Below are 24827 nucleotides of genomic sequence, written 5' to 3'. Positions count from 1 at the left end.
TCATTTTTTTCTATTTTTACGTCGATTCAAATGTAGAAAAATTTTAATTACCGTTACTTCTTCCCAAGGTTAAATAAATGAAACGGAAGAAAATTTACAGAAACATTAGCTTGTTCCAAATAATTTCAACACCTATGAAAAAAAGATTAGAGTCCGAATTAATCAGCATTGCCCACCGAATTTTGAAACTGAAAAACAAATCGGAAGTTGATCAATTGTATAAAGAAACCCAAAAATTATACGAAACATTATCCGTTTTAAAGTTTTATCAAGACAATTTTGAATCGGTTAAAAACGATGTAGAAGCTGCAGTTTTGGAAGAAAAATTAGCGCAACATTTAGAAGAAGAAACACCGCAAGAATTGGTTTCAGAAGTAAAATTGGCTGAAGAACCAACAGTTGAAATTCAAGCAGAACCTGAAGCTGCCGTGGCAACGGAAGAAGAAGCGGAAGTGGTTTCAGAAGAAGATATTGAAGAAGTGGAAGAGGCAACTGTGTCTGAAGAATCGGAGGAAGAAGTAGAACCTGTTTTGGAAGAAGAAATTGAGCCGGTTGCAACTAAAGACGAACCGGTTTTCAAACCAATATTTGAATTAGCCGAGGAAGAAGAGGAAGAAATTGAGCCTGCCGAGATTGCTTCGGAAGTAAAACCTGAAACCAAACATGTGGCTTTAGAAGATTTGTTAGGGGAAAACTATGTCGATCCAATTTTTGTGAAACCTAATGAAGTTTCGCTTTTTTCTTCAGACTCAAATGATAACGAACCGACAAAACAATCGGTTACAGAAACCAAAACGACTTCAATAAATACTGCTTTTGGTAAAACCATGGAAATAGGATTGAACGACCGAGTGGCTTTTGTCAATCATCTTTTTGCCGGAAGCAACGAAGACTTCAACCGCGTGATTTCGCAATTGAATACTTTTGATAATTTAGCTGAAGCTAAAGACTTTATAAACGAAATGGTCATTCCCGACTATAATTATTGGGTAGGCAAAGAAGATTATATCGAGCGTTTTATGGAGGTTGTGGAGAATAAATTTAAGTAAATGTCCAAACTTTACATCGTTCCCACGCCAATAGGCAATTTAGAAGACATGACTTTCAGAGCGATTAAAGTTTTGAAGGAAGTCGATTTGATTTTGGCAGAAGACACACGCACCAGCGGAAAACTCCTAAAGCATTTTGAGATTTCGACACACATGCACAGTCACCACATGCATAACGAACACAAAACAGTCGAGAATCTCATAAAGCGCTTGCAAGCCGGAGAATCTATTGCGTTGATTAGCGATGCCGGAACGCCTGCCATTTCTGATCCGGGATTTTTGTTAACCAGAGCTTGTGTGGAAAATAATATTGAAGTCGATTGTTTGCCCGGTGCAACGGCTTTTGTTCCGGCCTTGGTCAATAGTGGTTTGCCTAATGACCGATTCGTCTTTGAAGGATTTTTGCCCGAAAAAAAAGGCAGACAAACTCGTTATTTGGCGCTAGCCGAAGAAAACAGAACCATGATTTTTTATGTGTCACCACACAAATTGGTCAAAACTTTGGTCGAATTTGTACAGTATTTTGGCGAAGACCGACCGGTTTCCGTTTCCAGAGAATTATCCAAACTACACGAAGAAACCATTCGCGGAACAGCCACTGAGGTTTTAAAACACTTTGAAGCCAAACCACCAAAAGGCGAAATCGTAGCGGTGGTTGGCGGGAAAGTTTCACAGAAAGAAAAAAGAGAATAGAATATAGAAAATAGATTTTCTGAATGGTCTTTTCTCTATGTTCTTTATTCTATGTTCTTTTTCAAACTTCCAAATCTACAAAAGCAAAACTATTACCGCTGAACAAACCTTTGTCGGACAATTTCAAATCGGGAATTACCAACAACGCCATAAACGAAAGTGTCATAAACGGTGCTTTTAAAGTACTGCCTAAATCTTTTGCCATCGCGTCGATTTCTTGGTACAAACGTCCGGCTTCCCAACCGTTTTGGTCGCTCATGATGCCGGCAACCGGTAATGCCAATGATTTTTTATCGGAACCATTTACAGCACAAATTCCGCCGGTATTTTGAATAATCAAGTTTACAGCACTCAAAATTTCCTCATCCGAAGTGCCAACCACCACAATATTGTGACAATCATGCGCAACCGAACTCGCAATGGCGCCTTTTTTTAATCCGAAGTTTTTGATAAAAGCAATAGCCGGCTTGGTATTTTCATAGCGATTTACAACTGCCATTTTCAGAATGTCGTTTTCAATATCGGACACTAAATTTCCAGCAACAATTTTTGGCGTACAATGAACTTCATTGGTAATCAATTGGCCTTCCAAAGCTTCAATAACGCGAATAGTTTTGGCGGAACTTTCTATTTCAAAATCGCTTAAAGCTTTAACGGAAGTATTGAAATTATTAGGTTTGTCAAACTCGACATGTTGTACAAAAGATTGACCGTTTTCCGCGACCAATTCTCCGTTGATATACGTTTGTTTTACTTTGAAGTTGACCAAATCTTCTACCACTATAAAATCGGCAGCATCGTTTTCTTGCAGTAAACCAACTTCCATGTTATAATGTTTCACGGGATTGACACACGCGACTTGTAATACTTTAAAAACATCAATGCCTTTCGCAACCGCTCTAGCGCAAAGTTGGTTGATGTGTCCCAAAATCAAATCATCGGGATGTTTGTCATCGGAACAAAACATCATATTGTCAAAATTTTCAGGAAGCAAATCGATTAAAGCTTCGAAGTTTTTGGCTGCGCTTCCTTCGCGAATGATGACTTTCATGCCCAGCGATAATTTTTCAGCAGCTTCGTCATAAGTGAAACATTCATGGTCGGTTGTGATTCCCGCCGAAATATATTTTTTGATGGGTTCGCCACGCAATCCCGGAGCATGACCATCAATAGGTTTGTTGAAATGTTTCGCCCAAGCAATTTTTTTCAAAACTTCTTCATCGTCAAACAAAACGCCAGGATAATTCATCATTTCCGACAAATAATAAATATCAGGCAAAGCCATTAATTCCTTTATTTGTTCAGAATCGATCACGGCACCGGCGGTTTCAAAAAAAGTTGCCGGAACACAAGATGGTGCGCCAAAATGAAACTTCAAAGGCACTTTTTTACCGTTGTCAATCATATAATGTACGCCGGCTTTTCCCAAAACATTGGCTATTTCATGCGGATCAGAAATAGTTCCCACGGTTCCGTGCAAAACGGCAATTTTAGCAAATTCAGAAGGCACGAGCATTGAGCTTTCAATATGAATATGGGCATCGATAAATCCGGGAAGAATGTAGTTTTTGATGTTGTGATTTTTCTCTACAACGGAAACAATTTTTCCATTGGCCACGGTAACTTCTCCAGAATAAATTCGTTTGTTTTCGATATCGACAATTAGACCTTGAATTTGCATTTTGTATTACTTTTAAAGTTCAAAAGTAGCGAATATTTTTTTGGGAAGCATCGATGTTTTTGTAGTATTTTTTATATATTTGTTTTGCTATTCGTAATTCATAATTTTCAATTCGTAATTAAACATGCGCTGGACCTTAAAACCAAAACCATCTTCCGAAAAAGTTAAAGCTTTAGCAACCGAATTAAAGGTTGACGAGCTTGTCGCGACGCTTTTGGTACAAAGAGGTATTGAAACGTATGAAGCTGCGCGACAATTTTTCCGTCCGAGTTTGGAAGATCTACACGATCCGTATTTGATGAAAGATATGGACAAAGCTGTAAATCGAATTGAAAATGCAATAGCTAGTGGCGAAAATATTTTAGTCTTTGGCGATTATGATGTTGATGGCACGACGGCGGTTTCGTTGGTGTCGAGTTATCTGAAAAGTTATTATCCTGATGTGGCGACTTATATTCCCGACCGTTATGACGAAGGTTATGGGATATCTTATAAAGGTATTGACTATGCAGATGATAATGGCTGCTCGTTGATTATTGCTTTGGATTGTGGGATAAAATCAATTGAACATGTGGCTTACGCCAAAAATAAAAATATCGACTTTATCATTTGTGATCACCATCGCCCGGGTGAATTTTTACCCGAAGCGGTTGCGGTTTTAGATCCAAAACGAGAAGACTGTAGTTATCCTTATGACGAATTGTGTGGTTGTGGCGTGGGTTTTAAACTCATACAAGCCTTGGCACAAAATAGAAATCAAACGATAGAAGATTTGTTGCCTTATTTGGATTTAGTGGCAACAGCCATTGCGGCAGATATAGTTCCGATTACTGGTGAAAACAGAACTTTAGCCAAGTTTGGGTTAGAAGTTATTAATTCGAATCCACGTCCGGGAATCAAAGCATTAATCCAAAACGTAAAGAAAAAAGTACTGACGATTACCGATGTTGTTTTTATCATTGCGCCAAGAATCAATGCTGCGGGAAGAATTAAACATGGTAATGAAGCCGTTGCTTTGCTCACAGAATACGACTTAGACCAAGCTGAAATTTTCGCTTCAGAAATTGAGCAACACAATTCAGACCGAAAGGATTTAGACAAGCAAATTACTACTGAAGCATTAGATCAAATAGAAATAAATCAGGAAGCTGAAAAATTCACCACCGTAGTTTATGACAAAAGTTGGCACAAAGGTGTAATAGGTATTGTAGCTTCGCGATTGACAGAAACGTATTATCGCCCGACAGTTGTGTTTACTAAAAGCGGAGACAAACTCGCGGCTTCTGCGCGTTCGGTAAAAGATTTTGATATTTATAATGCATTAGAAGCTTGTTCGGAACATTTGGAACAATTTGGCGGACACATGTATGCGGCCGGAATGACGTTAAAAGAAGAAAATTATGCCGCTTTTAAAGAAGCGTTTGAAAGAGTAGTTGGAGAAACGATTCATCCCGATTTGTTGACGCCGGAAATCTCGGTTGATGCTGAAATTAATTTGACAGACATCAACGAGAAATTAATTAGGATTTTAAATCAATTCGAGCCTTTCGGGCCACAAAACATGACGCCGGTCTTTATGTCGAAAGGATTAAAAGACAGTGGATATGCGAAAGGCATCGGTGCTGACGAAGCCCATTTAAAACTATTTGTCAAACAAAATGGAAGTCAAGGTTTTGGTGCAATTGGTTTTGGTTTAGGCAAAAAAGTAGATTTGGTTAAAAATCAAAACCCGTTTGACGCTGTGTATTGCATTGATGAAAATGAATTCAATGGAAATGTAACAGTACAGTTGAGGTTGAAGGATTTGAGGTAATCAAAAAAGGAAAAGCACAAAATGAATTATGGCCGGAAGCATTACTATAGACAACGTAAATGCCAATCCGAATTTGAACATTTTGGGACCATAAGTTATGCTTCTTTTTACAAATAACTCGGTAAACCAACCTAACGTATAACCAATATTACATACTATAGCAAAAAGTAAAACAGCAATCGGCTCTACTAGGTCTTCACCTTTTTGTAAACTTACAAGAGCGGACATTATTATTAAACTTAGGAAACCAAAAAATAAAACTATTAAATTATAAAGAATTCTTCTGATTTCCCACCAAAAAATGATTTGAAAGAAGTTTCTGTTTTCATCACTAACGGTTAGAAATCGGTTAAGTATTTTCATGTTGGTTTAATATTCCTTCAACTCAAAATTCTCGCCGTCAAAAACCCCATAAGTAAAATACCCAATCCAGTCGCCTAAATTTACATATTCCGAGTTTTCACCGACTTTGATAACCATTGGTAAATGTCTGTGGCCAAAGATAAGGTAGTTGTAGTGTTTGGTTTCGAGTTTGCGTTTGGCATATTGCACCAACCATTCGTTTTCTTCTCCTAAAAATTTCACGTCTGCTTCGCCTGAAATCAGTTTATTTTTAACAGAAAGATATTGTGCCAATTTCACACCAAGATCAGGATGTAACCAACGAAATAACCATTTAGAAAACGGATAAGTGAATACTTTTTTCATACGTTTGTAACCTTTGTCGCCTGGACCTTTGCCATCGCCGTGACCAATTAAAAACGTTTTGTCATTAAAAGTAAATTCCTTGTTGTCATGATAAACGGGAATATTTAGCTCTTTTTCAAAATAATCATTCATCCACAAATCGTGGTTGCCTACAAAAAAGTAAATCGGAATGCCACTGTCGCGAATTTCGGCCAATTTGCCTAAAACACGTACAAATCCTTTAGGAACAACTGTTTTATATTCGAACCAAAAATCAAATAAATCGCCTAATAGGAAAATAGCATCCGCATCTTTTTTGACTTCATCCAGCCAAGCGACAAATTTTTGTTCCCGCGGAAAACTCAATTCTGGCGTTGGTGCGCCAAAATGTTGGTCGGAGGCGAAGTATATTTTTTTGTTAGGAGAAATTGTCATGTTTTTATTCGTTATCCGAAGCGTACCATTCGGCAAAAGAGGTTTCGGTTTCTTGCAATTTTAGCGAATGCAAAAGGATATCTTTTGGCAAGCGGCTTTTTATTTTTTGAGCAAAATCGGTGACCATATTTTCGCTCGTTGGCTGGTAATCCACTAAAATCACATGATGTCCACGAGATTTTAATTCGGCTGCCAATTCAACATGTGGCGTATTTTGATTGAAAACTGTGGCATGGTCAAAAATGTCAACGATTTCTTCTTTTACAATTTTTTTCAAATCAGAAAAGTCAATCACCATTCCGAATTTTACATTTGAAGAGTCAGTTATTGGTTGTCCAATCACCGTTACCGACAATTTATAGCTGTGACCATGCACATTTTTGCATTTGCCGTCATAGCCATAAAGCGCATGTCCGGTTTCGAAAGAAAATTGTTTGGTGATTCTGATATTACTCATGAAAGAAGTTTTTACAGCGCAAATTTAGTAAAATAATACTATAGGTCGTTTTGTCTTTTTTTGGCACGGCTGTACAGCAAATAGGCAATACCAACCAAAACGACAAAAGGCAATATATAACCAATCCAAATCCCAATCAAATAACCGTTGTCGGGCGCATTTTTAATTTTTTCATCGATATTAACCTGCTGAATAAGAGAAATAAGAGTCATGATTTATTTTTTAAATTCGCTCAAAGCATTTTTAGTAAAATCGGAAAGTACTAATTTACCCGAAATTGCGGCGCGTTTATATAAAAGTTCATCCCAATTTTCGGTGCCTTCCCAAAAGACTTTCTTCATTTCAGCCAAAGCTTCCGGATTGTAGCCGGCTAGTTTTTGGGCGAAAGCCAAAGTGTTTTCCTCTAATTCACCATAACTGTCAAAAAGATCAGCATAAAGTCCTTTTTCTACTGCCCAATCCGCAGTTTGCCAATGATTAGGTTGTAATGTCAATTGTGTCATAGCGGTTTTCCCGATTTTTCTGGAAACGGCCGGTTCAATCACAAATGGACCAATGCCGATAGCGATTTCCGATAATTTAATCGATGCATCTTGGTAGGCAAAAGCAAAATCACAAGCCGAAGCCAGACCAACGCCACCACCAACTGCTTTTCCTTGTATTTTTCCAATGATGATTTTGGAGCATTTGCGCATCGCATTAATCACATTGGCAAAACCCGAAAAGAATTGTTGCCCGGTTTCGAAATCGGTGATAGAAAGCAATTCGTCAAAAGAAGCACCGGCGCAAAAAGTTTTGCCTTCGCTTTGCAGGATAATTACATTGATTTCTTGGTTGCTGCTCAACGCATTCAATTCTTCTGTAAGTTTTTGCAATAAATCACTGGGAAAAGAATTACTTGCCGGATGACTAAAAGTAATCGTCGCGATTTTGTTCTCAATTTGGGTTTCAATAAACCCGTTGGTATTTTCGGCAGACATAAAAAGGATATTTAAGGTAAATTTACAACAAATCTCAAAAAAGATACTTGCCTAATTGCTTTTTGTTTGGATAAAATTATATATTTGTCGTCTCAAAAAAATGGGGGATTAGCTCATTTGGCTAGAGCGTCCCGATGGTAATCGGGAAGGTGATCTTTAGTTAATAAAAAATATTGGGGGGATTAGCTCATTTGGCTAGAGCGTCCCGATGGTAATCGGGAAGGTGATCTTTAGTTAATAAAAAATATTGGGGGATTAGCTCATTTGGCTAGAGCGTCCCGATGGTAATCGGGAAGGTAATCTTTAGTTAATAAAAAATATTGGGGGATTAGCTCATTTGGCTAGAGCGCTTGCCTGGCAGGCAAGAGGTGACCGGTTCGAATCCGGTATTCTCCACAAAGTCTCGATTTATCGAGACTTTTTTATTTTAAGTATGTTTTACATCTATATCATATTTTCAAAATCACTCAATAAATATTATGTGGGTTCTTGTCAAAACATAGACGAGCGACTTGACGACCATTTGAACAGTAGAAGTAAATACACAAAATCAGCTAAAGATTGGGAGTTTAAATATTCAGAGGTATTTTCTTCAAGAAGTGAAGCTTATCAAAGAGAAATGCAGATTAAGAAAATGAAAAGTAGAATTTACATTGAAAATTTAATTAATAAGGGCTAGAGCGTCCCGATTGCATCGGGAAGGTGGCCGGTTCGAATCCGGTATTCTCCACAAAGTCTCGATTTATCGGGACTTTTTTATTTTAGGTATGTTTTACATCTATATCATATTTTCAAAATCACTCAATAAATATTACGTGGGTTCTTGTCAAAACATAGACGAGCGACTTAACGACCATTTGAACAGTAGAAGTAAATACACAAAATCAGCTAAAGATTGGGAGTTTAAATATTCAGAGGTATTTTCTTCAAGAAGTGAAGCTTATCAGAGAGAAATGCAGATTAAGAAAATGAAAAGTAGAATTTACATTGAAAATTTAATTAATAAGGACTAGAGCGTCCCGATTGTATCGGGAAGGTGACCGGTTCGAATCCGGTATTCTCCACAAAGTCTCGATTTATCGGGACTTTTTTATTTTAGGTATGTTTTACATCGTATCGCCGCTTAGCTTTCGTGGCGGCAATTTAATAAATAAGTTTAAAGATAATCAAAATTTCATTTACCAGATTATTTTTCAAGAAAGATAAACCAGCCATGAAGCCAAACGGCTATTATAGGAGGTTTTTCATATCCATCATACCATGAAGAATTCTAACAACTTCAATTTCCTTTTCCGTTACTATTCTGTAAAATATAGCATGTTGTCCGGTTTTAAATCCTAAAACATTTTTTTCAACTACTTCGTATGATTTTCCTTGATTTGGTTTATTTGCTAATTCTTGGCAAGAATCGATGAGTAACGAATAATAAATTTCTGCTTGATTTTCAGACCAAGTTTCAACCGTATAATTCCAAATGTCACCTAAATCTTCAACGGCTTTGTTAGTTAAGTAAAACTTAGCCATTCCTTTTTCTAGACTTTAGAGTTTCTAAATGTTTCTTTGGATCAAAATCGTCAGCGCGACCGCTTTCAATACCTTCACGGATTGCGTTACGCAAAACGATTATACGATTTTCTTCTTCTTCCAAAAGTCGAAGACCAGCGCGTACGACTTCACTGGCGTTACTGAAACGACCTTTCGAAACAGTTGATTCAATAAAACTTTCAAAATGATTGCCTAATGATATTGATGTGTTTCTTCCCATGATTTATTCATTTTTGGTAAAGTTACCAAAATTTGGTAATCAAGAAAATAATTTCTAAGAAATTCTGGAAAAATCACCTATAACTATATCATATTTTCAAAATCACTCAATAAATATTACGTGGGTTCTTGTCAAAATATTGACGAGCGACTTGACGACCATTTGAACAGTAGAAGTAAATACACAAAATCAGCTAAAGATTGGGAGTTTAAATATTCAGAGGTATTTTCTTCAAGAAGTGAAGCTTATCAAAGAGAAATGCGGATTAAGAAAATGAAAAGTAGAATTTATATTGAAAATTTAATCAATAAGAGCTAGGCGTCCCGATTGCATCGGGAAGGTGACCGGTTCGAATCCGGTATTCTCCGCTAGCTTAACGGCAAATTTAATTAAAACCCTTTAATCCGTAGGATATAAAGGGTTTTTTCTTTTCAATATCCTTCAAATTATTCATTAATGCGTGAACCTTAGGGGATAAATTCGGTTACCCAAACTTTGCGGTAATTCTGGGTAACCGAATTTCTCCTCAGGCTAGAATGCATGAGGGATTACAGAGTTTTTATTGAACCTATTTAGGAGCCTATTCAATAACCTACTTAAAAAATGAACATCTTGTGTTGTAGCCATTTTAGAATTAAATTAATTAATAACTAAAAGGTCACCACCATGAAAGCAAAAGTTTCAATTCTCTTTTACGCAAAGAGAGCAAAAACCAATGTAAACGGGCTTGTTCCAATTTATTCAAGAATTACAGTAAATGGTAAACGAATCGAACTTACTACTGGAAGATTCGTAGAATTAGCTAAATGGTCTGCGGATGCAGGCAAAATGAAGGGCACAACAGATGAAGCCCGTTCAATTAATAATCAGCTCGATATTCTGAAAATGAAGATTATCGATGCTCAGATGGAATTGATACATAAAAACATTCCTGTTACTTCGGAATCATTAAAATTGAAATTACTTGGTAGCAATGAAAGAGCAAGAATGCTTGTGCCAATATTTCAGGACCATAACAACAAGATTAAAGAGCTTATCGGCAAAGAATATGCTGCAGGCACATTAGAACGTTATACAACATCCTTAAAGCACACAATTGAGTTTCTGGAATGGAAGTATAAAGTTTCAGATATTGATATCAAGCAAATTGATCATGCGTTTATTACCGATTATGAATTCTATTTAAGAAGTGTTAGAAACTGCAGCAACAATACAGCTGTCAAATACATTAAAAATTTCAATAAGATAATCAAGATTTGTCTGGCCAATGATTGGTTAGATAAGAACCCTTTCAATAACTACAAATCTAAAATTAAAGAAGTTGAAAGAAATTTTCTTTCAGAGACTGAAATGCAATCAATTTTGAACAAGAATTTTAAAACAGAAAGGCTTTCACTGGTTAGGGATATTTTTCTCTTTAGCTGCTTTACTGGTTTGGCATACATCGATGTTAAGAACCTTACTAAATCTCATATCAGCATTGGAATCGATGGTGAGAAATGGATTTACACCCATCGTCAAAAAACCGAATCGGCTTCTAAAATCCCTATACTTCCAATAACTCAAATGTTAATTGATAAATATGAGAACCATCCACAAAGCAATAACCAAGAAGTACTTTTACCTATTTTAAGTAATCAAAAAATGAATGCTTATTTAAAAGAAATTGCTGCCATTTGCGAGATTGAAAAAGACCTAACATTTCACATCGCTAGACATACATTTGCAACAACTGTAACCTTAACTAATGGCGTTCCAATTGAAAGTGTAAGTAAGATGCTTGGTCATAAAAACATCAAGACCACACAGCACTACGCTAAAATTTTAGATAAGAAAGTTAGTGATGATATGCAGATTTTACGAGAAAAATTCTCAGAAAACAAATTTTCTCTTCAAGCAAATGGCTAAAATTAATTGTCAATTTGGTTTCCAATTACACCAATTACATACGCGGCTTTATCAATAACCTCAAAAGAACAGAAAGATGCAATATCCAAATAGACTGCATTCTGGATATTTACCAATGCATTCTGTTCTGAAAGATTTTGCAAGCCGCTTCTTCTTTTCCAGCTTTCGGGGTTTTGATCGTAAATCTGTTTTGCTTCTTCTGGTGTTATTAGTTTAACTTCAACTTTTAACTCGTCATTATACCAATCTACATTTTGCTTATACTTCATTAAAAATGCCTTTTCAAATTCAGTTACAACCACCTTACTTTGTAGTTGTTCGCTAAAGCAAGAGTACACAGGAATATCTTTAAATTCCCCCAATAAAAACATTTCTTCATTTGCGGCTTCAAATCCTTCTAGGTCATACTTCCTTATAAAATCTTTATCATTTAAAAAACTCTCGTCTTTATAACTGTATTCTGATGGCACTATGATTAAGTTCGCTTTACTTCCCTTTTCCTCTAATTTTGCAAGACAGGAATTAATCGTTTGAAGAATAGTCTCCCCAGTTGCGTAGGCAGGGTCATTACTAATGATAGCATCAATAAAGTTATCATCTATCCATCTTGCAGTTTGTCCTCCGATTTCACTAACATTATATATAGGCTGATAATAATCGCCATCGATAAACATTTTTTTTGCGCTGGCAAAAAATGTCTTGTCCCCAACTTTATCTATATGACTTTCGTTATCAATAATTCTGTTTTCTTTTTTTATAAATAATTTTCTGATAGCAGAATTTTGATTCCAAGATTTACCCACTGAACCGACAAATTCACCTATACGTTCATCTGACAATGGGAGATTAGCAATCTGTGTTTCTTTGTCTGTAATATCTTTGACCTTAAACTGTTCAAACATACTCAGAATTCGGCTGGCCCTCAGTTCTAATTCCTCAGTAGTATTTACCTTCAGAATTGAAGTCCATTTTTCAAAATGATCTTTAAAATACTTAGCATAGTCCTTTAAAGTTTCATACATATAAGTAACTTCTTGGAGTTGCTTGGTATCAAAATCTTCCGGATTAAAGTAGTAGCGATTATCTCTTATTAAATCAATAAAAAACCCTAGAGTAAGCCAATCTCGAGGATTAGGCGGTGTATAAGATTTCATACTAAGGCGTTCCATAAAATCCCATGAGCCCCATTCTAAATAGCCATCCCAGCCCTTATTACGTAAAAAGATTATATCTTTTAGCAGTTCCTCGGAGTCAGCGCGAATTATGAGTTTATCAGCAAAGATTTCAGTAGTTGCTAATTCATTTCGGCCAACATTATACATAAAATAATTCCAATATTTAATACCAGTGATAACATGCCTTTTGTAGTTTTGATATTGCGAGACTACTTCATAAAGTCTTTTTTGATTTTCAAATTCGGGAGTATCTTCTGGGTAAAATTTTACTTTTGTCCTAAGATCATGGAAGTTGTTATAGCTTAATGTATCTAATTGATTGAACTCATTTAGGGTGTATTCAAATGTAGACGTGTCACCATTTTTGATGATAGCGTAAAACAATCTACTAAACCCATTGTAGGCTTTATAAATAAATAAATTCTGCGTACGGAGTTCGTCGAAATTAAGTGCTTGGATATCAGCCTTTTTATACCTGAGTTCATAATTAAGAATTTCTTTTAACTGCATAGCTGCCAATTCGCTAACATACTTATTGAGGTTACGATATTGAATGTTCTCTTTCGCCTTAACATAAGTGATATAGTAGTATGACGAAAAAAAGATTATGTATTTTTCAAAATGCTTTATTGAACCTTTTTTTATACTCAGAGATAAAACATTTCGTATAAATTTATTTAGTACTAGGAATGTTTCCTTACTGTTTTTTTCAAAGGCTTTCTCGAGAGCCTGCCAAATTGTAGACTCGATTCCATATGTGATATCTGTATCGTCCTTAAAAAAATTCATTATTGATTTGTTATTTGTAGATCATACAATTCGATATATGCCTCAAGAGTTATCTCTAAGTTTTGGTATTTGCTTTCCTCGGCCAGCTGAATAATTTTTTGATCAAATTCTTTTCTATACATGTCTGTATCGATTGCATTTGTGACCTTTGCAGTTAGAACACTATTTCTTAGCAACCATTTGTAAAATTTATTGTTAGGTTTTTCATTTGACCATATAATTTCCTTTCCTTTTTCAATGTGTTCATCGAGCACAACTCTTGTAAAAAAAATGTCCTTAGTTGATTTTGACCTCAACCATAAGTAAAATTGAAGTACTAGTATGTTTACATCTTTTAAAATTCTTATTTCTACTGTCTCTACATCATCAACCTCCGTGAATTCAATATTTGCTCCTAATAAGTTTTCCAAAGTTATTTGAAATTCCTGCGTCGCAAAATTCTTAAATAATGTTGGATAAAGCTGTCCGCTGTATTTTTTAATCAATATTGCCTTCATTTTCCTTTGTCCTTCGGCAAGCAGTTCTTCTTTCAACATTCCGGCTATCATCTTTTCATTTGTAAAATGGATAATTTTTCTAAATAAATAACCGATAAGAAAAAGAATAGCTAATGCAAGATAGCATCCTGTGATTACAATTCGTGTGAAGGCAAATTCTCCTAACGTATCTCTTAAAAGTGATGCCATAATAAAACATCCTATTGTTGAAAGTGTCAGGTATATTGTAAAATATAGAAGGGACCTTTTAAATAAGAGTTTATAGGTAATTGGAGACTTGACAGCTAGATTATTTATTAAAAATCCGACTACCACTAGACTGATGCTTATAATAGTCGCAATATTGGACGCTCTTTGATCTACAATTGTTTTTGCCGAATCGAGGTTGAGTGTTAGGAAATTAAAAAAACTGACTTGTACAAACGGAGCGATGGCGAAACAAACAATTACCGATAGTAAAACTAAAATCCAACAATTCTTATGAGTAAAGAGATTCCGAATTGTATTTTTGAATATTTGTACTTTTGATATGAATAGCCCTTTATGATCTGTCTTAATTTTATTTAACACTCTATGTCTGAGCCAAGCATTATTGTATGTAAAAATATTCATGCACGATAAATTTAATATCTTCAATCACAAATCTAGGCAAATTAGGATTAAACTTGTTTAAATGTATTATCAAATTTCATCAACCTCATCCATCCGCCGCACCAATGTATCGCGAAGTGAATTCAAAAACTTAGTTCTATCAGCCTTTCGCGCTCTCATTTCAAAAAAGGTTCTGTGAAACTGTCCCAAATCAACATCAAATACTTCTTCGAAGAATTTTGCTGTTTCTTTCAAGTCGCTAGCGCCATTATTAAAAACGCCTTCGGCATGCAGCGCATATACTAACTCAATCAGCGCAATTTTTGTTCCGGTCCATTTCTGTACTTGCCGTTCAGTTAGATTAAATAACGGAGCCTTGTTTTCAATTTTGACTATTTCACTTTCTAAATAATTTTGTATTAAATTATTCGCCATTATCTTGGCCACTTTAAAATCATGCGAAGTTGAGAACCGGCTGTCAGCTTGAAAATAAAAACTATCGAGTGTTAACTTGATATCATACCTACCCCGAACAAAGTATTTATTATCAAGGTAAGTGTTTCCGTTCCGGTAGTATTTAAAAAACTCTACATTTTCAGTATAGAAGCTTTTTAGTTTTGCTAATTCACCGGTGTAGTATTTTCTCAGTGTCTTATTTCCGCCAAAAGGTTTATTAGTCATGATATTATAAATCTCGTTATAATAAATCAACTTGCTTACAAACTGTGGCTTAATGTCCCTGAAAAAGGAAATTTCATCTTTCTTACTTTCAAACTTATACTTTACAAAATTGGTTTTTAAAGTTTCAAGTACACTTATAGTTTTCCGGATTGAATCCTCAACATGCTCGATAGTTTCTTTTTTGGCCAATTCTATTTCTTTTAATTGGGTTTCTAAATCTTCTAGTAATCTTAGAGCAGTTTCCTTCATCCGGGTATTGTCATTAATAGCGGTTAATAATTTAATCCAATTTGTTCAAACCAAATCTAAAATCAGAACTTCTGATTTCCAACTCTATGCTACAACCATTCAACAATGTTAAATGATAAACAACGAAAGGATTAATTAATCATTCACTACAAAAACGTACACAAACCACTGTTGTTAAACCTCTTACACTTGAAATCTAAACATTTAACATTGTAGGGTTATTTTTCTATTTGACACTCGTCTTTAATTTGCTATTTTTCTAATCTCAATAAACAATGCTTAATATTCACTCATTTTAATCAGCTACTAACCTACATAACTAAAAATGAAAATCTTACAAATTACAGTTGCAGTAGTATTCTTTTTAACTAGTAAATGTTTTGCCCAAAAAAATCAATTCATTATCCCGGATTCACTTAAAAGTAAAAATATTGAGTATTTAAAAGAGCGTCTTTCAAATGATAGTGATTCTCAGAAATTGGACTCAATTTATGGTCATTCGATATTGTCAAAAGCTAAAGCCGGTAATAATCCGGAAAAAGTGATTGAAGCATACAAAACTGTAATGTATAAATCTAGTAAGAAGACGTGGTTAAATTACTGTGACAGTATAATGTCAGTAGCTGTAAAATCAAGGAATAACGAACTAATTGGTTCAGCCTATTTAACAAAGGGTATTGTTTACTATCATTTCAAACAGGAATCAAAAGCTTTGGATAATTACATCCTTGCGGACCAATTCATTTCTAAAACTCACAATCAATATTTGATTCACAAAACCAAATATTCTATTGCCTCAATAAAATATTATCTCGGTTTCTACGATGAATCTATTTCTCTATTAAAAGAATGTGAAGAATATTTTAGGGTTCATGAACCTGGTAATCCAAGGTTACTTTCACTTCATTTACTTAGCTTATGTTATATAAAAACCAAACAATACAACTTGGCTGCAGCTACAATTGACTTAGGGTACCGTGAAGCCATTAACCTTGACGAACTAACTATTATCCCATATTTTACTAATGCCGAGGGAAGAAACGAGTTTTTCAAGAAGAACTATAAAAAAGCAATTGACAATTTAAATAAATCATTACCTCATTTCATTCAAAGTAATGATATAGCAAATACCTCAACTACAAATTTGTATTTAGGTCGAAGTTATTGGGAATTAGGTGATAAAGACAAAGCTGTGCCATACTTCAAGAAGGTCGATGAAACTTTCAAAAAGGATAAGTTCATAAAAGAAGATTTGATTGAAGCTTATTACCTATTGGCTCAGTATTACGAATCTAAAGGAAATACAACTGAGCAACTTAAATATTTACACGGTCTTTTAGAAGCTGAGACTTTTGTTAGTAAAAACTACAGATACCTTTCTAAAAATATGTACCGGGATTATGACCTCAAGAAAATTGCTGATGAAACCGAAGAATTAAAAAGCCACCTTTTCTTTAGAAATAAAATGGATATAATTTTCGGCATCATATTTCTTTTAATTACTGCAACATTTACATACATCTTTTGCAAACAGTATCAGCGCCGAAAAATTAGAAAACAGCGATTTAAAAACTTAGTCTCTCGTAAGATAAAGAAATCACAACCGGTTGAGGTCAAAGAAAAAATCATTGATGGGGAACAAATTATCAAGCCAGAAATTATCTCTGCAGTCTCCAAAAAATTAGAAAAGTTTGAAGAAAGTAATCTTTATCTCGACAAAGATTTTAATCTAAGTAAAATGGCAGCCATTGTGGATTGCAATACACGTTATACATCAAGGATAATATCCGAGACACGGAATAAAAAGTACATTGAATATGTTGACGATTTAAGAATTGAGTTTATCATCGAGAAGTTAAAAAATGATTCTAAATACAGAAACTATACTATCAAAGCATTAACTGAGGAAGCAGGTTTCAAATCACCTCAAAAATTTAAAGAAGCCTTTACTAAGGCCACAGACTTAACACCTTTGTACTTTATTAAGGAATTAAAAAAGCAGGATTCCAAACAGTAAATTGTGCCCTTTTCTAAAAAAATAACCCTGAACTTCAAATCAACTTCGGTAATAAAGTAAATCAATAGTAACAATTTTGCGCCATAACAATTTAAAATCGCACATTATGGCTATCGAAGTTATTACCAGAGAAGATCTTAATGAATTCAGAGTATTATTGCTCAAAGAATTAAAAGACCTATTACAGCTTAATCAGCAGCAAACCAAGCAATGGTTAAAATCAACCGAGGTTAGAAAACTACTTAACATTTCTCCCGGAACACTACAGACACTGCGTATTAATAAAACGCTCTCCTATACTAAAATTGGAGGTACAATTTACTATGCCTATCAAGACATTGAAAAGGTATTAGAGCTTAACAAGGTTAACTCAGAGCAAAATTTGTTTAATGCCAAGTAATTCGGTTTATGAATTACATCAAGCACTTAACCGGATTCTTTGACAAAGTGGCCAAAGACAAAATGCTCAACCCTACTCACGTCAGTTTGTACATAGCATTATTTCAATTCTGGAATATCAATAGATTCCGCAATCCAATAAGTATTTCTAGGGACGAAATTATGCGCATCAGCAAAATCAGTTCCATGGCTACCTACCATAAATGCCTAAAAAATTTGCATGCTTTGGGCTATATAAAATACGAGCCATCATTTAATCCATATAAGGGTAGTCATGTATACTTATTCAATTTTGCAGAAGACCTAAAACCGCACCAAAAAAAGGATAAAACAACCTCAAATTTTGAACATGTTGATGAACAAGTAGTAAACAAGCTTTGTACAAGTGATGAAACAAGTAGTGAACAGGTTAATGAAATAGCATTAGTACCTTCTATAAACTATACAAACAATACAAACAGTAAAGACGATGTAAACATTGAAAACTTGGGTGAGCTCGCGAAAAAAAATGAAAATATCATTCCGTTTTTTAAAAATGAGTTTGCAGAAGAAAAAGAAAAAAGTTCCGCCAAAAAAGAAAAAGAAACTATTCCTCTTTATGAAGAAGTTTTAGCTTTTTTCTCAGAGCATAGTTTTCCGGAACTGGAAGCAAATAAGTTTTACAACTATTTCAAAAGTAACGGTTGGTTGATTGGCGGCAAAACACCAATGGCTGACTGGCAAGCTGCAGCAAAGAACTGGATATTAAACGTACCTAAATTCATAAACCATGGAAGAACAGACAGCGCAAAACAATTCGACACCTCAGCAGGAAAAGACTATTCAGAGCCACTATAGCTACGAGGAAATAATTGCATGGCTCGAAGTAAAAGGTCGTGAATTGTATTGGCCGGGATTTAAGATACATGAAATTGATTATCCTGTAGTGTATAAACTTATTGCATACTTCCTTCGGGATGAACAATCATGTAATCAATTCGGAGTGAATATGAATAAAGGAATATTACTTTCTGGTCCAGTTGGCTGTGGAAAAACTGCACTAATGAGTCTTATGAAATTCATCACCAAAACAGAACATAAATTTTTTGTAAAGCCTTGCCGTGATGTAAGCTTTGAATTTATCCAGGACGGATATCAGATTATCCACAAATACAGTAATGGCAGATTATATCACAGTGACCCTAAAATAATATGCTTTGACGATTTAGGCATTGAAAACAACCTGAAATATTTTGGCAATGAATGTAACGTTATGGCAGAAATAATATTAAGCCGCTACGACATTTTCATTAGCAAAAAAATCCCAACACATATTACTTCCAATTTATCAGCATCCGAAATTGAAACGCACTACGGACTGAGAGTTAGAAGCCGTTTACGCGAACTGGTTAACTTAATCTCCTATGACAAAAACACTTTAGACAAACGAAAATAAATTAAGATATGAAAACAATAACCTTATTCTGGGAATGGATTCAATATAATGAACAAACCCTAAGAAATCTAAGAAACGAAAAACCTAAAGTCCAAAAGATGTTTCTCTTTTGGCTCGACAAGCATTTGCATTATTACTGTGAAGGATTAGAATGTATCATAATGTTCCCAGCAAATGAAAGTGAACCAATTCAATTAGTAATTTCAGCATGTGGAAATCCAGAGTTTTTTGAACAAGTCATAACATTAATTGATGCATCACCTAAGCTCAAAAACTGGCAGTTTACAGCATTTATACAGCCTACTCAATCCATAGATGAAATGGAAGCCGGTCTAGACAAACCTTATGTATTTAAAGATATTACACTTAAAGCAAGTGAACTTAAATTTATGCCCTTCCAATATGAGAATGAAAAGAAAATTGACATGATTGTTTACTTAAAAAACTTTACTGTTCTATGCCATAATAAAAATTTGTTACATGTCGTTTACATTATAATGCAAGACATTTTGGGTGAAAAATCACTTTATGAAAATGTAAATTTTGTTGAATTAGTACAGTTACCAGAAGTGGTTAGCAATGAATTGATTTGCCTGTATGATTTACAGTTGTACCTTGATGAAATTAATAAAGATAATAACTCAACTATTAAATAAAAAAACCGCATTAATGCTTTTTTTTTGTGGCAGACCAAGGATTCGATTAAAGGAAAAACGTTATATTGCGTACATTTTTAAAGCAATATTATTTGCTCTTAATATGCCAATTCTCTGATTTTATTTTTAAATGAAATATTCTATTACCGAACAAGAAAGACTTTTTATCTTGAACGCTCTACAAAGTGGCGATCAAATTCCGTACGATTTTAAATATAAATTATTCCCTACTCAACAAAAAGAGTATGAATTAAGCTATGCTGGCAAGATGCTGAAACAAGACGTTCTCCGTGGCGAAGATGGCGTTCTTCCAGTACCATTACAAGTTGAGAAAATTTTTAATGGAGAGCGTAAAGCCTATGATGACGGCTGGAAAAATATGATTGTATTTGGAGACAATTTACAGTTTTTAAAAACTTGTTATCAAAATAGCGACGAAATCATTAAGGATAAGGTTAAAGGTAAAGTCAAATTAATTTATATCGATCCGCCATTTGCGACAGAATCAGATTTCTCAGGTAACCAAGGGCAAAAGGCATATGGTGATAAAACAAAAAACGCGGAGTTTGTTGAATTTCTTAGGAGAAGATTAATTGTAGCACGTGAGTTATTGGCACCTGATGGCGTTATTTTCGTTCATCTTGATTGGAAAAAAGTGCATTATATTAAGATCCTTCTCGATGAAATTTTTGGAGAGAATAATTTTAAAAATTCAATTAGTTGGCATTACGGAGGTCGCATGATGCACCATTTAAAGCAATTTAACAGGAAACATGACATAATATTATTCTATTCGAAAACGGTGGACAATTATACTTTTCATATGCCATCCGACGATATAAATTTTGAACAATATGCAAAAACAAGGCATGAAAAAATTCATATTGATGAAGAAGGCAAAAGATATCTTTTAGCACCGGATGCAAATATGGCTCGGACAACGAGGCAATACGAAGAAGAAATTGTAGAGCGTGGTAGGGCTATCGATGATGTATGGGAAATTAGGTACATTAGAGGAAATGCAAAGGAAAGAACAGGATATCCTACTCAGAAGCCAGAAGAACTATTGCAAAGAATAATTGAATCGACAACAAATGAAAATGATATTGTGATGGATTTTTTTGGTGGAAGTGGTACAACCGCTGCAGTCGCCGAAAAATTAGGTCGAAAATGGATTGTCTGCGACATTGGTAAACTTTCGTTTTATACAATTCAAAAAAGAATTCTTACAATCCAAGGCAGTAAAAGTTTACTTTCTCCAACAAAGGCATACGCTGAATTGGCTAAAAGTTTTGTCACAATTAATGTTGGTCAGTACGATTTATCCAAACTATTTGAACTAGGAAAGGAGAAATATGTAAAATTCGTTTTGAATTTATTTGAAATCCAACAATACCCGAAGCCAAAAACCATTAAAGGTTATCAAATTAGCGGTGAGAGAAATGGTTCATATTGTTTTGTATGGGAGTTTTGGAAGTATCGTGAGGAGGCTAATGTAGATATCGATTTTTTGGAAGAATTACATTCAACCCTAAAAAATAGCATTGGTAAGCGATTTTATATTATTGCTCCTGCAAATGCAATTGATTTTATATCTGATTATTACGAAATTGAAGATGTTCGATATTACTTCCTAAAAGTGCCCTACCAAGTTATTCAGGAATTACATAAGGAGCAATTTAAGAAATTTAGACAGCCACAAAGTAAGAAAAAGATAAATGATGTTGAAGATTCCGTTGGATTTCATTTCACAAGACAACCTGAAGTAAAATCAAGTTTTAGTAATCAAATCTTAATGCTTCACGAATTTAAAAGTAATTATCCAGAAGAAGGTACTGAACGAGAAATGGAGAACTTTGAAAGTCTATCTATGATTCTAGTAGATAAAAATTTTGACGGTAAAGAATTTGTAATGTCTGACTTCTATTTTGCTGCCGATTTATTGGGCAAAGGAAAAAAAGATGATAACGAAGACGATGATGAGATTCAAGAGAAATTAAAACTACAAAGTGACTTACACATCAAATTAGAAAATTGCGGTGAAAAGATTTGTGTCAAATACATAGATATTTACGGAAATGAATTTACCGAAGATTTGAAAACTAATATCGAATAGTATGCAGGAAAAACTCACGTTTAACACGCAATCATTAGTCCTAAAAGTAAATCCAGCAGGATATAATCCTCTAACACTTAAACTTGATGATTGGGATCGCTATTTGGATATTTTATGTAAAAATAGACACTACCAGAAAGAAGCAATTAGGACTGCCATTATTTACCTTTTTGGAGGTCGGTATGAAAATATTGAGAAGCTTATACTAGAAAATTATAATATAAATAACGAACTCCGGGAGCGATATAAAACGGTAGAAGATTACTATAAAAAAGTCCAATTACCGAACCATATAGCTGCGACGATAGATTTAGCAACTGGAACTGGTAAAAGCTACGTTATGTTTGGCATAGCACAAATTGCCCTTGGCTTAGGATTGATTGACAAAGTACTAGTAATGTGTCCATCACTTACAATAGAAAGTGGCTTGAAAGATAAATTTCATACGTTAAATAATGATGCAATATTGGCAGCAGCGATTCCGAATTCGGCAATTATTAGAAATCCAAATATAATAGATGCTAATAACACTATAGCAGTTGGTGACATATGTGTGGAAAACATACATGCTGCATATTCAAAATCCCAATCGTCAATTGTGGACAGCCTGGGCTTTGGAAAGGGAGATAGATGTTTGGTTCTAAGCGATGAAGTCCATCATGCTTACAATCCAATGTCCGGTAACAGTGAAGATTCGAAGTATATAAAAAAATGGAAAGATTTTTTAATTAACGATGGTTATGGTTTCAAATATTTAATTGGTCTGACAGGAACTTGTTACGTTGACAATGAATATTTTAATGACGTGATATATAGGTACTCTTTGAAAGATGCTATGCAGGCAGGGGTTGTTAAAATGATTTATTATACCTCGAAAGACGAGATACAAAATGAAGCTAGTATAAAACTCCAAAAAATTTATCAAAATCACGAAGAGAATAGAGCAGTATATAATACATTAAAGCCACTAACACTTCTAGTTACTAAGGATATTCGTTTTGCAAAACAGCAATTCGAAATATTCTGCGAGTTTTTAGCAAAGCAGGAAAATATTAGTGAAGATGAGGCCGCAAAAAAAATATTAATAGTTACTTCGGCGAAGGAGCATACAAAAAACGTTCAAATATATTTACCGACTGTTGATCAATTGGATAATCCGTTTGAATGGATAATCTCAGTATCAATGTTAACTGAGGGTTGGGATGTAAAAAACGTTTTCCAGATTGTTCCAATGGAAGAACGGGCATTTAATTCTAAATTATTAATTGCGCAAGTTCTAGGGCGTGGTCTCAGGATTCCAGGAGGTTATCAAACTGCGCAAGTCACGATATATAATCACGATAGCTGGAGTAGCAAAATTAAATCGCTTGTAAATGAAATTTTAGAAATTGAATTAAAAATTGTTAGTTCAATTTTAAATACAGGTAATAGAGCTGATAATTACAATTTTGACTTATATAATATCGATTACGATCGGGAAGAAACTTTAAAAGAAACTCGGGAAACAGAAGTTTTTAAATATGAGAAAGAAGTAATAAAACTACAGTCGCAAACAGCAGAATTTACTACGTTTACGGAATTTGAAAACATAAATGGAAAAATAATTACAAAAAATTATCAAGTTTCGAAAGATACTGAAAGTGTAAGCAAAGTAGTTTCTAAAATTCATCAAGAATTCGTTAGTCGTAAGTTTGAAGGTATTGCTTTAAAACTAAAAGATGGTGAGTATACAGTGAATTCAATACCAAAGGAAACTATTGAAAGAATTATCAGAAATTCCATGGCCGAAGCTAAAATTGATGGTGATGAGTTAACACTTGCTAATAAACAAAATATTTTATCTTCATTTAATACGTTACTTAGAAAAAAACCTAAAAGTGTTACATTCACTCGTAAGCCGACTCCATATTTTATTGCGAATACTAATCATAGAGGCATAGAAACAATTTCGTTAGGATCTCTAAGGAGAGATGCTTCCGTTTTTTATTCCACAAACTACAATAGTGAAATTGTGAATGACGATACTCGAAGTATTTTTGATGAAATTAAAGATGATCGTGATTTCCGTGGGGCATTTAGAGAAATTAATGAACATCTATATAAAACGCCAGTTGACTTAGTATTTTCAAGCAGTGGTCCCGAAGAGTCGTTTATTATAGCACTTTGTAAACCCGAAAATGCCCAAATTATAACGTCCTGGCTAAAGTCGAGAAATCAAAGTTTTTATTTCATAGAATATAGTTTGACTAGGCAAGACAGTACACATACAAAAAAACAACAGCAATTTAATCCAGACTTCTTTATTTCTATTCATAATTCAGGAGTAAATTATATTGTTGTCGTGGAAATAAAAGCTGACGGTGATGATAGCGATGAAAACAAAGCCAAATCTAAATATGCAAAACAACATTTTGCCGATTTAAATCAAATTTTAAAAGATGCCGATATTCCACAAGAGTATATTTTCCATTTCTTAAGTCCGGGAAATTATACCGAATTTTTTGATCATTTAAGAAATGGTAAATTGATAAAAAGCGAGTTTACTAGTGAACTTGATAATTTGTTAGATAGCGATGAAACTATTGGCTCTTCGAATTGAAGACTTTTAAACACTTAGGTTGTACAACATAATATCACAATCAAGCAGTGCATGACTCGTTCCGTTCCACAGCACATACGAAAAGGCAATTGCAAACAGCTTTAAGAATGAGCACTTTTTGCAATTGCCTTTTTCGTCGAGGTCTTTACATGGCT

The 24827-nt window shown here is 34.4% G+C and carries 25 protein-coding genes and 3 tRNA genes; 17 read left to right on the top strand and 11 right to left on the bottom strand.

The window, feature by feature from the left end:
* The first annotated feature begins 134 nt into the window (after positions 1-134).
* Complete coding sequence (locus ACK4R1_RS00860) at positions 135-1049, top strand: hypothetical protein (protein WP_409682310.1); 915 nt, start codon at positions 135-137, stop codon at positions 1047-1049.
* Positions 1050-1742: a 16S rRNA (cytidine(1402)-2'-O)-methyltransferase gene (rsmI, locus tag ACK4R1_RS00855; protein ID WP_409682307.1), complete on the top strand. Its 693-nt coding sequence runs from the start codon at positions 1050-1052 to the stop codon at positions 1740-1742.
* A 61-nt stretch (positions 1743-1803) separates the two neighbouring features.
* On the opposite strand, the gene ade is transcribed toward rsmI, so the two are convergent.
* Positions 1804-3423 (bottom strand): adenine deaminase, encoded by a 1620-nt coding sequence (ade, locus tag ACK4R1_RS00850; RefSeq protein WP_409682305.1) that lies wholly within the window; start codon positions 3421-3423, stop codon positions 1804-1806.
* 124 nt (positions 3424-3547) lie between these two features.
* On the opposite strand from ade, the gene recJ reads away from it, so the two are divergent.
* Positions 3548-5236, top strand: a complete 1689-nt coding sequence (gene recJ, locus ACK4R1_RS00845; protein ID WP_409682302.1) for a single-stranded-DNA-specific exonuclease RecJ — start codon at positions 3548-3550, stop codon at positions 5234-5236.
* Here recJ and ACK4R1_RS00840 read toward each other — a convergent pair whose 3' ends face one another.
* From ACK4R1_RS00840 to ACK4R1_RS00820, 5 genes are read right to left on the bottom strand one after another with little or no spacing between them, the layout of a single operon-like run.
* On the bottom strand, positions 5237-5599 hold the full coding sequence (locus tag ACK4R1_RS00840) for a hypothetical protein (RefSeq protein ID WP_409682299.1): 363 nt from the start codon (positions 5597-5599) through the stop codon (positions 5237-5239).
* A gap of 6 nt (positions 5600-5605) precedes the next feature.
* The gene (locus ACK4R1_RS00835; RefSeq protein ID WP_409682296.1) at positions 5606-6358 is read right to left on the bottom strand and encodes a UDP-2,3-diacylglucosamine diphosphatase; all 753 of its coding nucleotides are present in this window, start codon (positions 6356-6358) and stop codon (positions 5606-5608) included.
* A gap of 4 nt (positions 6359-6362) precedes the next feature.
* Entirely contained in the window at positions 6363-6815 is a 453-nt protein-coding gene (locus ACK4R1_RS00830) for a 6-pyruvoyl trahydropterin synthase family protein (protein WP_409682292.1), read from the bottom strand.
* Between the two features lie 38 nt (positions 6816-6853).
* Entirely contained in the window at positions 6854-7027 is a 174-nt protein-coding gene (locus ACK4R1_RS00825; protein WP_409682289.1) for a hypothetical protein, read from the bottom strand.
* A 3-nt stretch (positions 7028-7030) separates the two neighbouring features.
* Positions 7031-7795, bottom strand: coding sequence for an enoyl-CoA hydratase/isomerase family protein (locus ACK4R1_RS00820; RefSeq protein WP_409682286.1), 765 nt, complete (start codon positions 7793-7795; stop codon positions 7031-7033).
* A 322-nt stretch (positions 7796-8117) separates the two neighbouring features.
* Between ACK4R1_RS00820 and ACK4R1_RS00815 the strand changes: the two genes are divergently transcribed.
* From ACK4R1_RS00815 to ACK4R1_RS00795, 5 genes are all read left to right on the top strand, one after another.
* Positions 8118-8191: transfer RNA gene (locus ACK4R1_RS00815), tRNA-Ala, on the top strand.
* Positions 8192-8228: 37 nt separating this feature from the next.
* On the top strand, positions 8229-8474 hold the full coding sequence (locus ACK4R1_RS00810; protein ID WP_409682283.1) for a GIY-YIG nuclease family protein: 246 nt from the start codon (positions 8229-8231) through the stop codon (positions 8472-8474).
* Positions 8451-8525, top strand: a tRNA-Ala gene (locus ACK4R1_RS00805). Before ACK4R1_RS00810 ends, ACK4R1_RS00805 begins: the two co-directional genes overlap by 24 nt.
* Before the next feature lie 37 nt (positions 8526-8562).
* Entirely contained in the window at positions 8563-8808 is a 246-nt protein-coding gene (locus ACK4R1_RS00800; protein ID WP_409682281.1) for a GIY-YIG nuclease family protein, read from the top strand.
* A tRNA-Thr gene (locus ACK4R1_RS00795) sits at positions 8785-8859 on the top strand. The genes ACK4R1_RS00800 and ACK4R1_RS00795 overlap by 24 nt, the downstream gene beginning before the upstream one ends.
* Before the next feature lie 166 nt (positions 8860-9025).
* Here ACK4R1_RS00795 and ACK4R1_RS00790 read toward each other — a convergent pair.
* Both ACK4R1_RS00790 and ACK4R1_RS00785 read right to left on the bottom strand, forming a co-directional pair.
* Positions 9026-9319: a type II toxin-antitoxin system RelE/ParE family toxin gene (locus ACK4R1_RS00790; RefSeq protein ID WP_409682278.1), complete on the bottom strand. Its 294-nt coding sequence runs from the start codon at positions 9317-9319 to the stop codon at positions 9026-9028.
* Positions 9312-9560, bottom strand: a complete 249-nt coding sequence (locus ACK4R1_RS00785; protein ID WP_409682276.1) for a type II toxin-antitoxin system ParD family antitoxin — start codon at positions 9558-9560, stop codon at positions 9312-9314. The genes ACK4R1_RS00790 and ACK4R1_RS00785 overlap by 8 nt, the downstream gene beginning before the upstream one ends.
* Positions 9561-9632: 72 nt before the next feature.
* On the opposite strand from ACK4R1_RS00785, the gene ACK4R1_RS00780 reads away from it, so the two are divergent.
* Both ACK4R1_RS00780 and ACK4R1_RS00775 read left to right on the top strand, forming a co-directional pair.
* Complete coding sequence (locus ACK4R1_RS00780) at positions 9633-9878, top strand: GIY-YIG nuclease family protein (RefSeq protein WP_409684033.1); 246 nt, start codon at positions 9633-9635, stop codon at positions 9876-9878.
* 348 nt (positions 9879-10226) lie between these two features.
* Complete coding sequence (locus tag ACK4R1_RS00775; protein WP_409682273.1) at positions 10227-11468, top strand: site-specific integrase; 1242 nt, start codon at positions 10227-10229, stop codon at positions 11466-11468.
* 2 nt (positions 11469-11470) lie between these two features.
* Here ACK4R1_RS00775 and ACK4R1_RS00770 read toward each other — a convergent pair whose 3' ends face one another.
* From ACK4R1_RS00770 to ACK4R1_RS00760, 3 genes are all read right to left on the bottom strand, one after another.
* Positions 11471-13432, bottom strand: coding sequence for a hypothetical protein (locus ACK4R1_RS00770; RefSeq protein WP_409682270.1), 1962 nt, complete (start codon positions 13430-13432; stop codon positions 11471-11473).
* Positions 13432-14118 carry a hypothetical protein gene (locus ACK4R1_RS00765; RefSeq protein ID WP_409682267.1) on the bottom strand — a complete coding sequence of 229 codons (687 nt, stop codon included), beginning with the start codon at positions 14116-14118 and terminating at the stop codon, positions 13432-13434. The genes ACK4R1_RS00770 and ACK4R1_RS00765 overlap by 1 nt, the downstream gene beginning before the upstream one ends.
* A gap of 492 nt (positions 14119-14610) precedes the next feature.
* Positions 14611-15450 carry an RteC domain-containing protein gene (locus tag ACK4R1_RS00760; RefSeq protein ID WP_409682264.1) on the bottom strand — a complete coding sequence of 280 codons (840 nt, stop codon included), beginning with the start codon at positions 15448-15450 and terminating at the stop codon, positions 14611-14613.
* Positions 15451-15775: 325 nt separating this feature from the next.
* On the opposite strand from ACK4R1_RS00760, the gene ACK4R1_RS00755 reads away from it, so the two are divergent.
* The 7 genes from ACK4R1_RS00755 to ACK4R1_RS00725 all read left to right on the top strand — a co-directional run bounded on the left by ACK4R1_RS00755 (position 15776) and on the right by ACK4R1_RS00725 (position 24672).
* Positions 15776-17467 (top strand): hypothetical protein, encoded by a 1692-nt coding sequence (locus ACK4R1_RS00755; protein WP_409682262.1) that lies wholly within the window; start codon positions 15776-15778, stop codon positions 17465-17467.
* 106 nt (positions 17468-17573) lie between these two features.
* Entirely contained in the window at positions 17574-17867 is a 294-nt protein-coding gene (locus tag ACK4R1_RS00750; protein ID WP_162128050.1) for a helix-turn-helix domain-containing protein, read from the top strand.
* Positions 17868-18052: 185 nt separating this feature from the next.
* Complete coding sequence (locus ACK4R1_RS00745) at positions 18053-18703, top strand: transcriptional regulator (RefSeq protein WP_409682259.1); 651 nt, start codon at positions 18053-18055, stop codon at positions 18701-18703.
* Positions 18636-19301, top strand: a complete 666-nt coding sequence (locus tag ACK4R1_RS00740) for an ATPase (protein WP_409682257.1) — start codon at positions 18636-18638, stop codon at positions 19299-19301. Before ACK4R1_RS00745 ends, ACK4R1_RS00740 begins: the two co-directional genes overlap by 68 nt.
* A gap of 8 nt (positions 19302-19309) precedes the next feature.
* Complete coding sequence (locus ACK4R1_RS00735; RefSeq protein ID WP_409682254.1) at positions 19310-19957, top strand: hypothetical protein; 648 nt, start codon at positions 19310-19312, stop codon at positions 19955-19957.
* A gap of 130 nt (positions 19958-20087) precedes the next feature.
* Positions 20088-22073, top strand: coding sequence for a site-specific DNA-methyltransferase (locus ACK4R1_RS00730; RefSeq protein ID WP_409682251.1), 1986 nt, complete (start codon positions 20088-20090; stop codon positions 22071-22073).
* A 1-nt stretch (position 22074) separates the two neighbouring features.
* Positions 22075-24672, top strand: coding sequence for a DEAD/DEAH box helicase (locus tag ACK4R1_RS00725; protein ID WP_409682248.1), 2598 nt, complete (start codon positions 22075-22077; stop codon positions 24670-24672).
* Positions 24673-24827 lie beyond the last annotated feature (155 nt).

Origin of the sequence: Flavobacterium sp. (assembly GCF_046293665.1) — a bacterium.
In the GTDB taxonomy this organism is placed as follows: domain Bacteria; phylum Bacteroidota; class Bacteroidia; order Flavobacteriales; family Flavobacteriaceae; genus Flavobacterium.
The sequence above is the reverse complement of the archived record's forward strand: the minus strand, read 5'-3'. Positions and strand labels throughout refer to the sequence as shown.

Bases quoted from the DNA above. Each gene is read 5' to 3' on its own strand.
- ACK4R1_RS00860 (WP_409682310.1), top strand. From the start codon at position 135: ATGAAAAAAAGATTAGAGTCCGAATTAATCAGCATTGCCCACCGAATT.
- rsmI (WP_409682307.1), top strand. From the start codon at position 1,050: ATGTCCAAACTTTACATCGTTCCCACGCCAATAGGCAATTTAGAAGAC.
- ade (WP_409682305.1), bottom strand. From the start codon at position 3,423: ATGCAAATTCAAGGTCTAATTGTCGATATCGAAAACAAACGAATTTAT.
- recJ (WP_409682302.1), top strand. From the start codon at position 3,548: ATGCGCTGGACCTTAAAACCAAAACCATCTTCCGAAAAAGTTAAAGCT.
- ACK4R1_RS00840 (WP_409682299.1), bottom strand. From the start codon at position 5,599: ATGAAAATACTTAACCGATTTCTAACCGTTAGTGATGAAAACAGAAAC.
- ACK4R1_RS00835 (WP_409682296.1), bottom strand. From the start codon at position 6,358: ATGACAATTTCTCCTAACAAAAAAATATACTTCGCCTCCGACCAACAT.
- ACK4R1_RS00830 (WP_409682292.1), bottom strand. From the start codon at position 6,815: ATGAGTAATATCAGAATCACCAAACAATTTTCTTTCGAAACCGGACAT.
- ACK4R1_RS00825 (WP_409682289.1), bottom strand. From the start codon at position 7,027: ATGACTCTTATTTCTCTTATTCAGCAGGTTAATATCGATGAAAAAATT.
- ACK4R1_RS00820 (WP_409682286.1), bottom strand. From the start codon at position 7,795: ATGTCTGCCGAAAATACCAACGGGTTTATTGAAACCCAAATTGAGAAC.
- ACK4R1_RS00810 (WP_409682283.1), top strand. From the start codon at position 8,229: ATGTTTTACATCTATATCATATTTTCAAAATCACTCAATAAATATTAT.
- ACK4R1_RS00800 (WP_409682281.1), top strand. From the start codon at position 8,563: ATGTTTTACATCTATATCATATTTTCAAAATCACTCAATAAATATTAC.
- ACK4R1_RS00790 (WP_409682278.1), bottom strand. From the start codon at position 9,319: ATGGCTAAGTTTTACTTAACTAACAAAGCCGTTGAAGATTTAGGTGAC.
- ACK4R1_RS00785 (WP_409682276.1), bottom strand. From the start codon at position 9,560: ATGGGAAGAAACACATCAATATCATTAGGCAATCATTTTGAAAGTTTT.
- ACK4R1_RS00775 (WP_409682273.1), top strand. From the start codon at position 10,227: ATGAAAGCAAAAGTTTCAATTCTCTTTTACGCAAAGAGAGCAAAAACC.
- ACK4R1_RS00770 (WP_409682270.1), bottom strand. From the start codon at position 13,432: ATGAATTTTTTTAAGGACGATACAGATATCACATATGGAATCGAGTCT.
- ACK4R1_RS00765 (WP_409682267.1), bottom strand. From the start codon at position 14,118: ATGGCATCACTTTTAAGAGATACGTTAGGAGAATTTGCCTTCACACGA.
- ACK4R1_RS00760 (WP_409682264.1), bottom strand. From the start codon at position 15,450: ATGAAGGAAACTGCTCTAAGATTACTAGAAGATTTAGAAACCCAATTA.
- ACK4R1_RS00755 (WP_409682262.1), top strand. From the start codon at position 15,776: ATGAAAATCTTACAAATTACAGTTGCAGTAGTATTCTTTTTAACTAGT.
- ACK4R1_RS00750 (WP_162128050.1), top strand. From the start codon at position 17,574: ATGGCTATCGAAGTTATTACCAGAGAAGATCTTAATGAATTCAGAGTA.
- ACK4R1_RS00745 (WP_409682259.1), top strand. From the start codon at position 18,053: ATGGCTACCTACCATAAATGCCTAAAAAATTTGCATGCTTTGGGCTAT.
- ACK4R1_RS00740 (WP_409682257.1), top strand. From the start codon at position 18,636: ATGGAAGAACAGACAGCGCAAAACAATTCGACACCTCAGCAGGAAAAG.
- ACK4R1_RS00735 (WP_409682254.1), top strand. From the start codon at position 19,310: ATGAAAACAATAACCTTATTCTGGGAATGGATTCAATATAATGAACAA.
- ACK4R1_RS00730 (WP_409682251.1), top strand. From the start codon at position 20,088: ATGAAATATTCTATTACCGAACAAGAAAGACTTTTTATCTTGAACGCT.
- ACK4R1_RS00725 (WP_409682248.1), top strand. From the start codon at position 22,075: ATGCAGGAAAAACTCACGTTTAACACGCAATCATTAGTCCTAAAAGTA.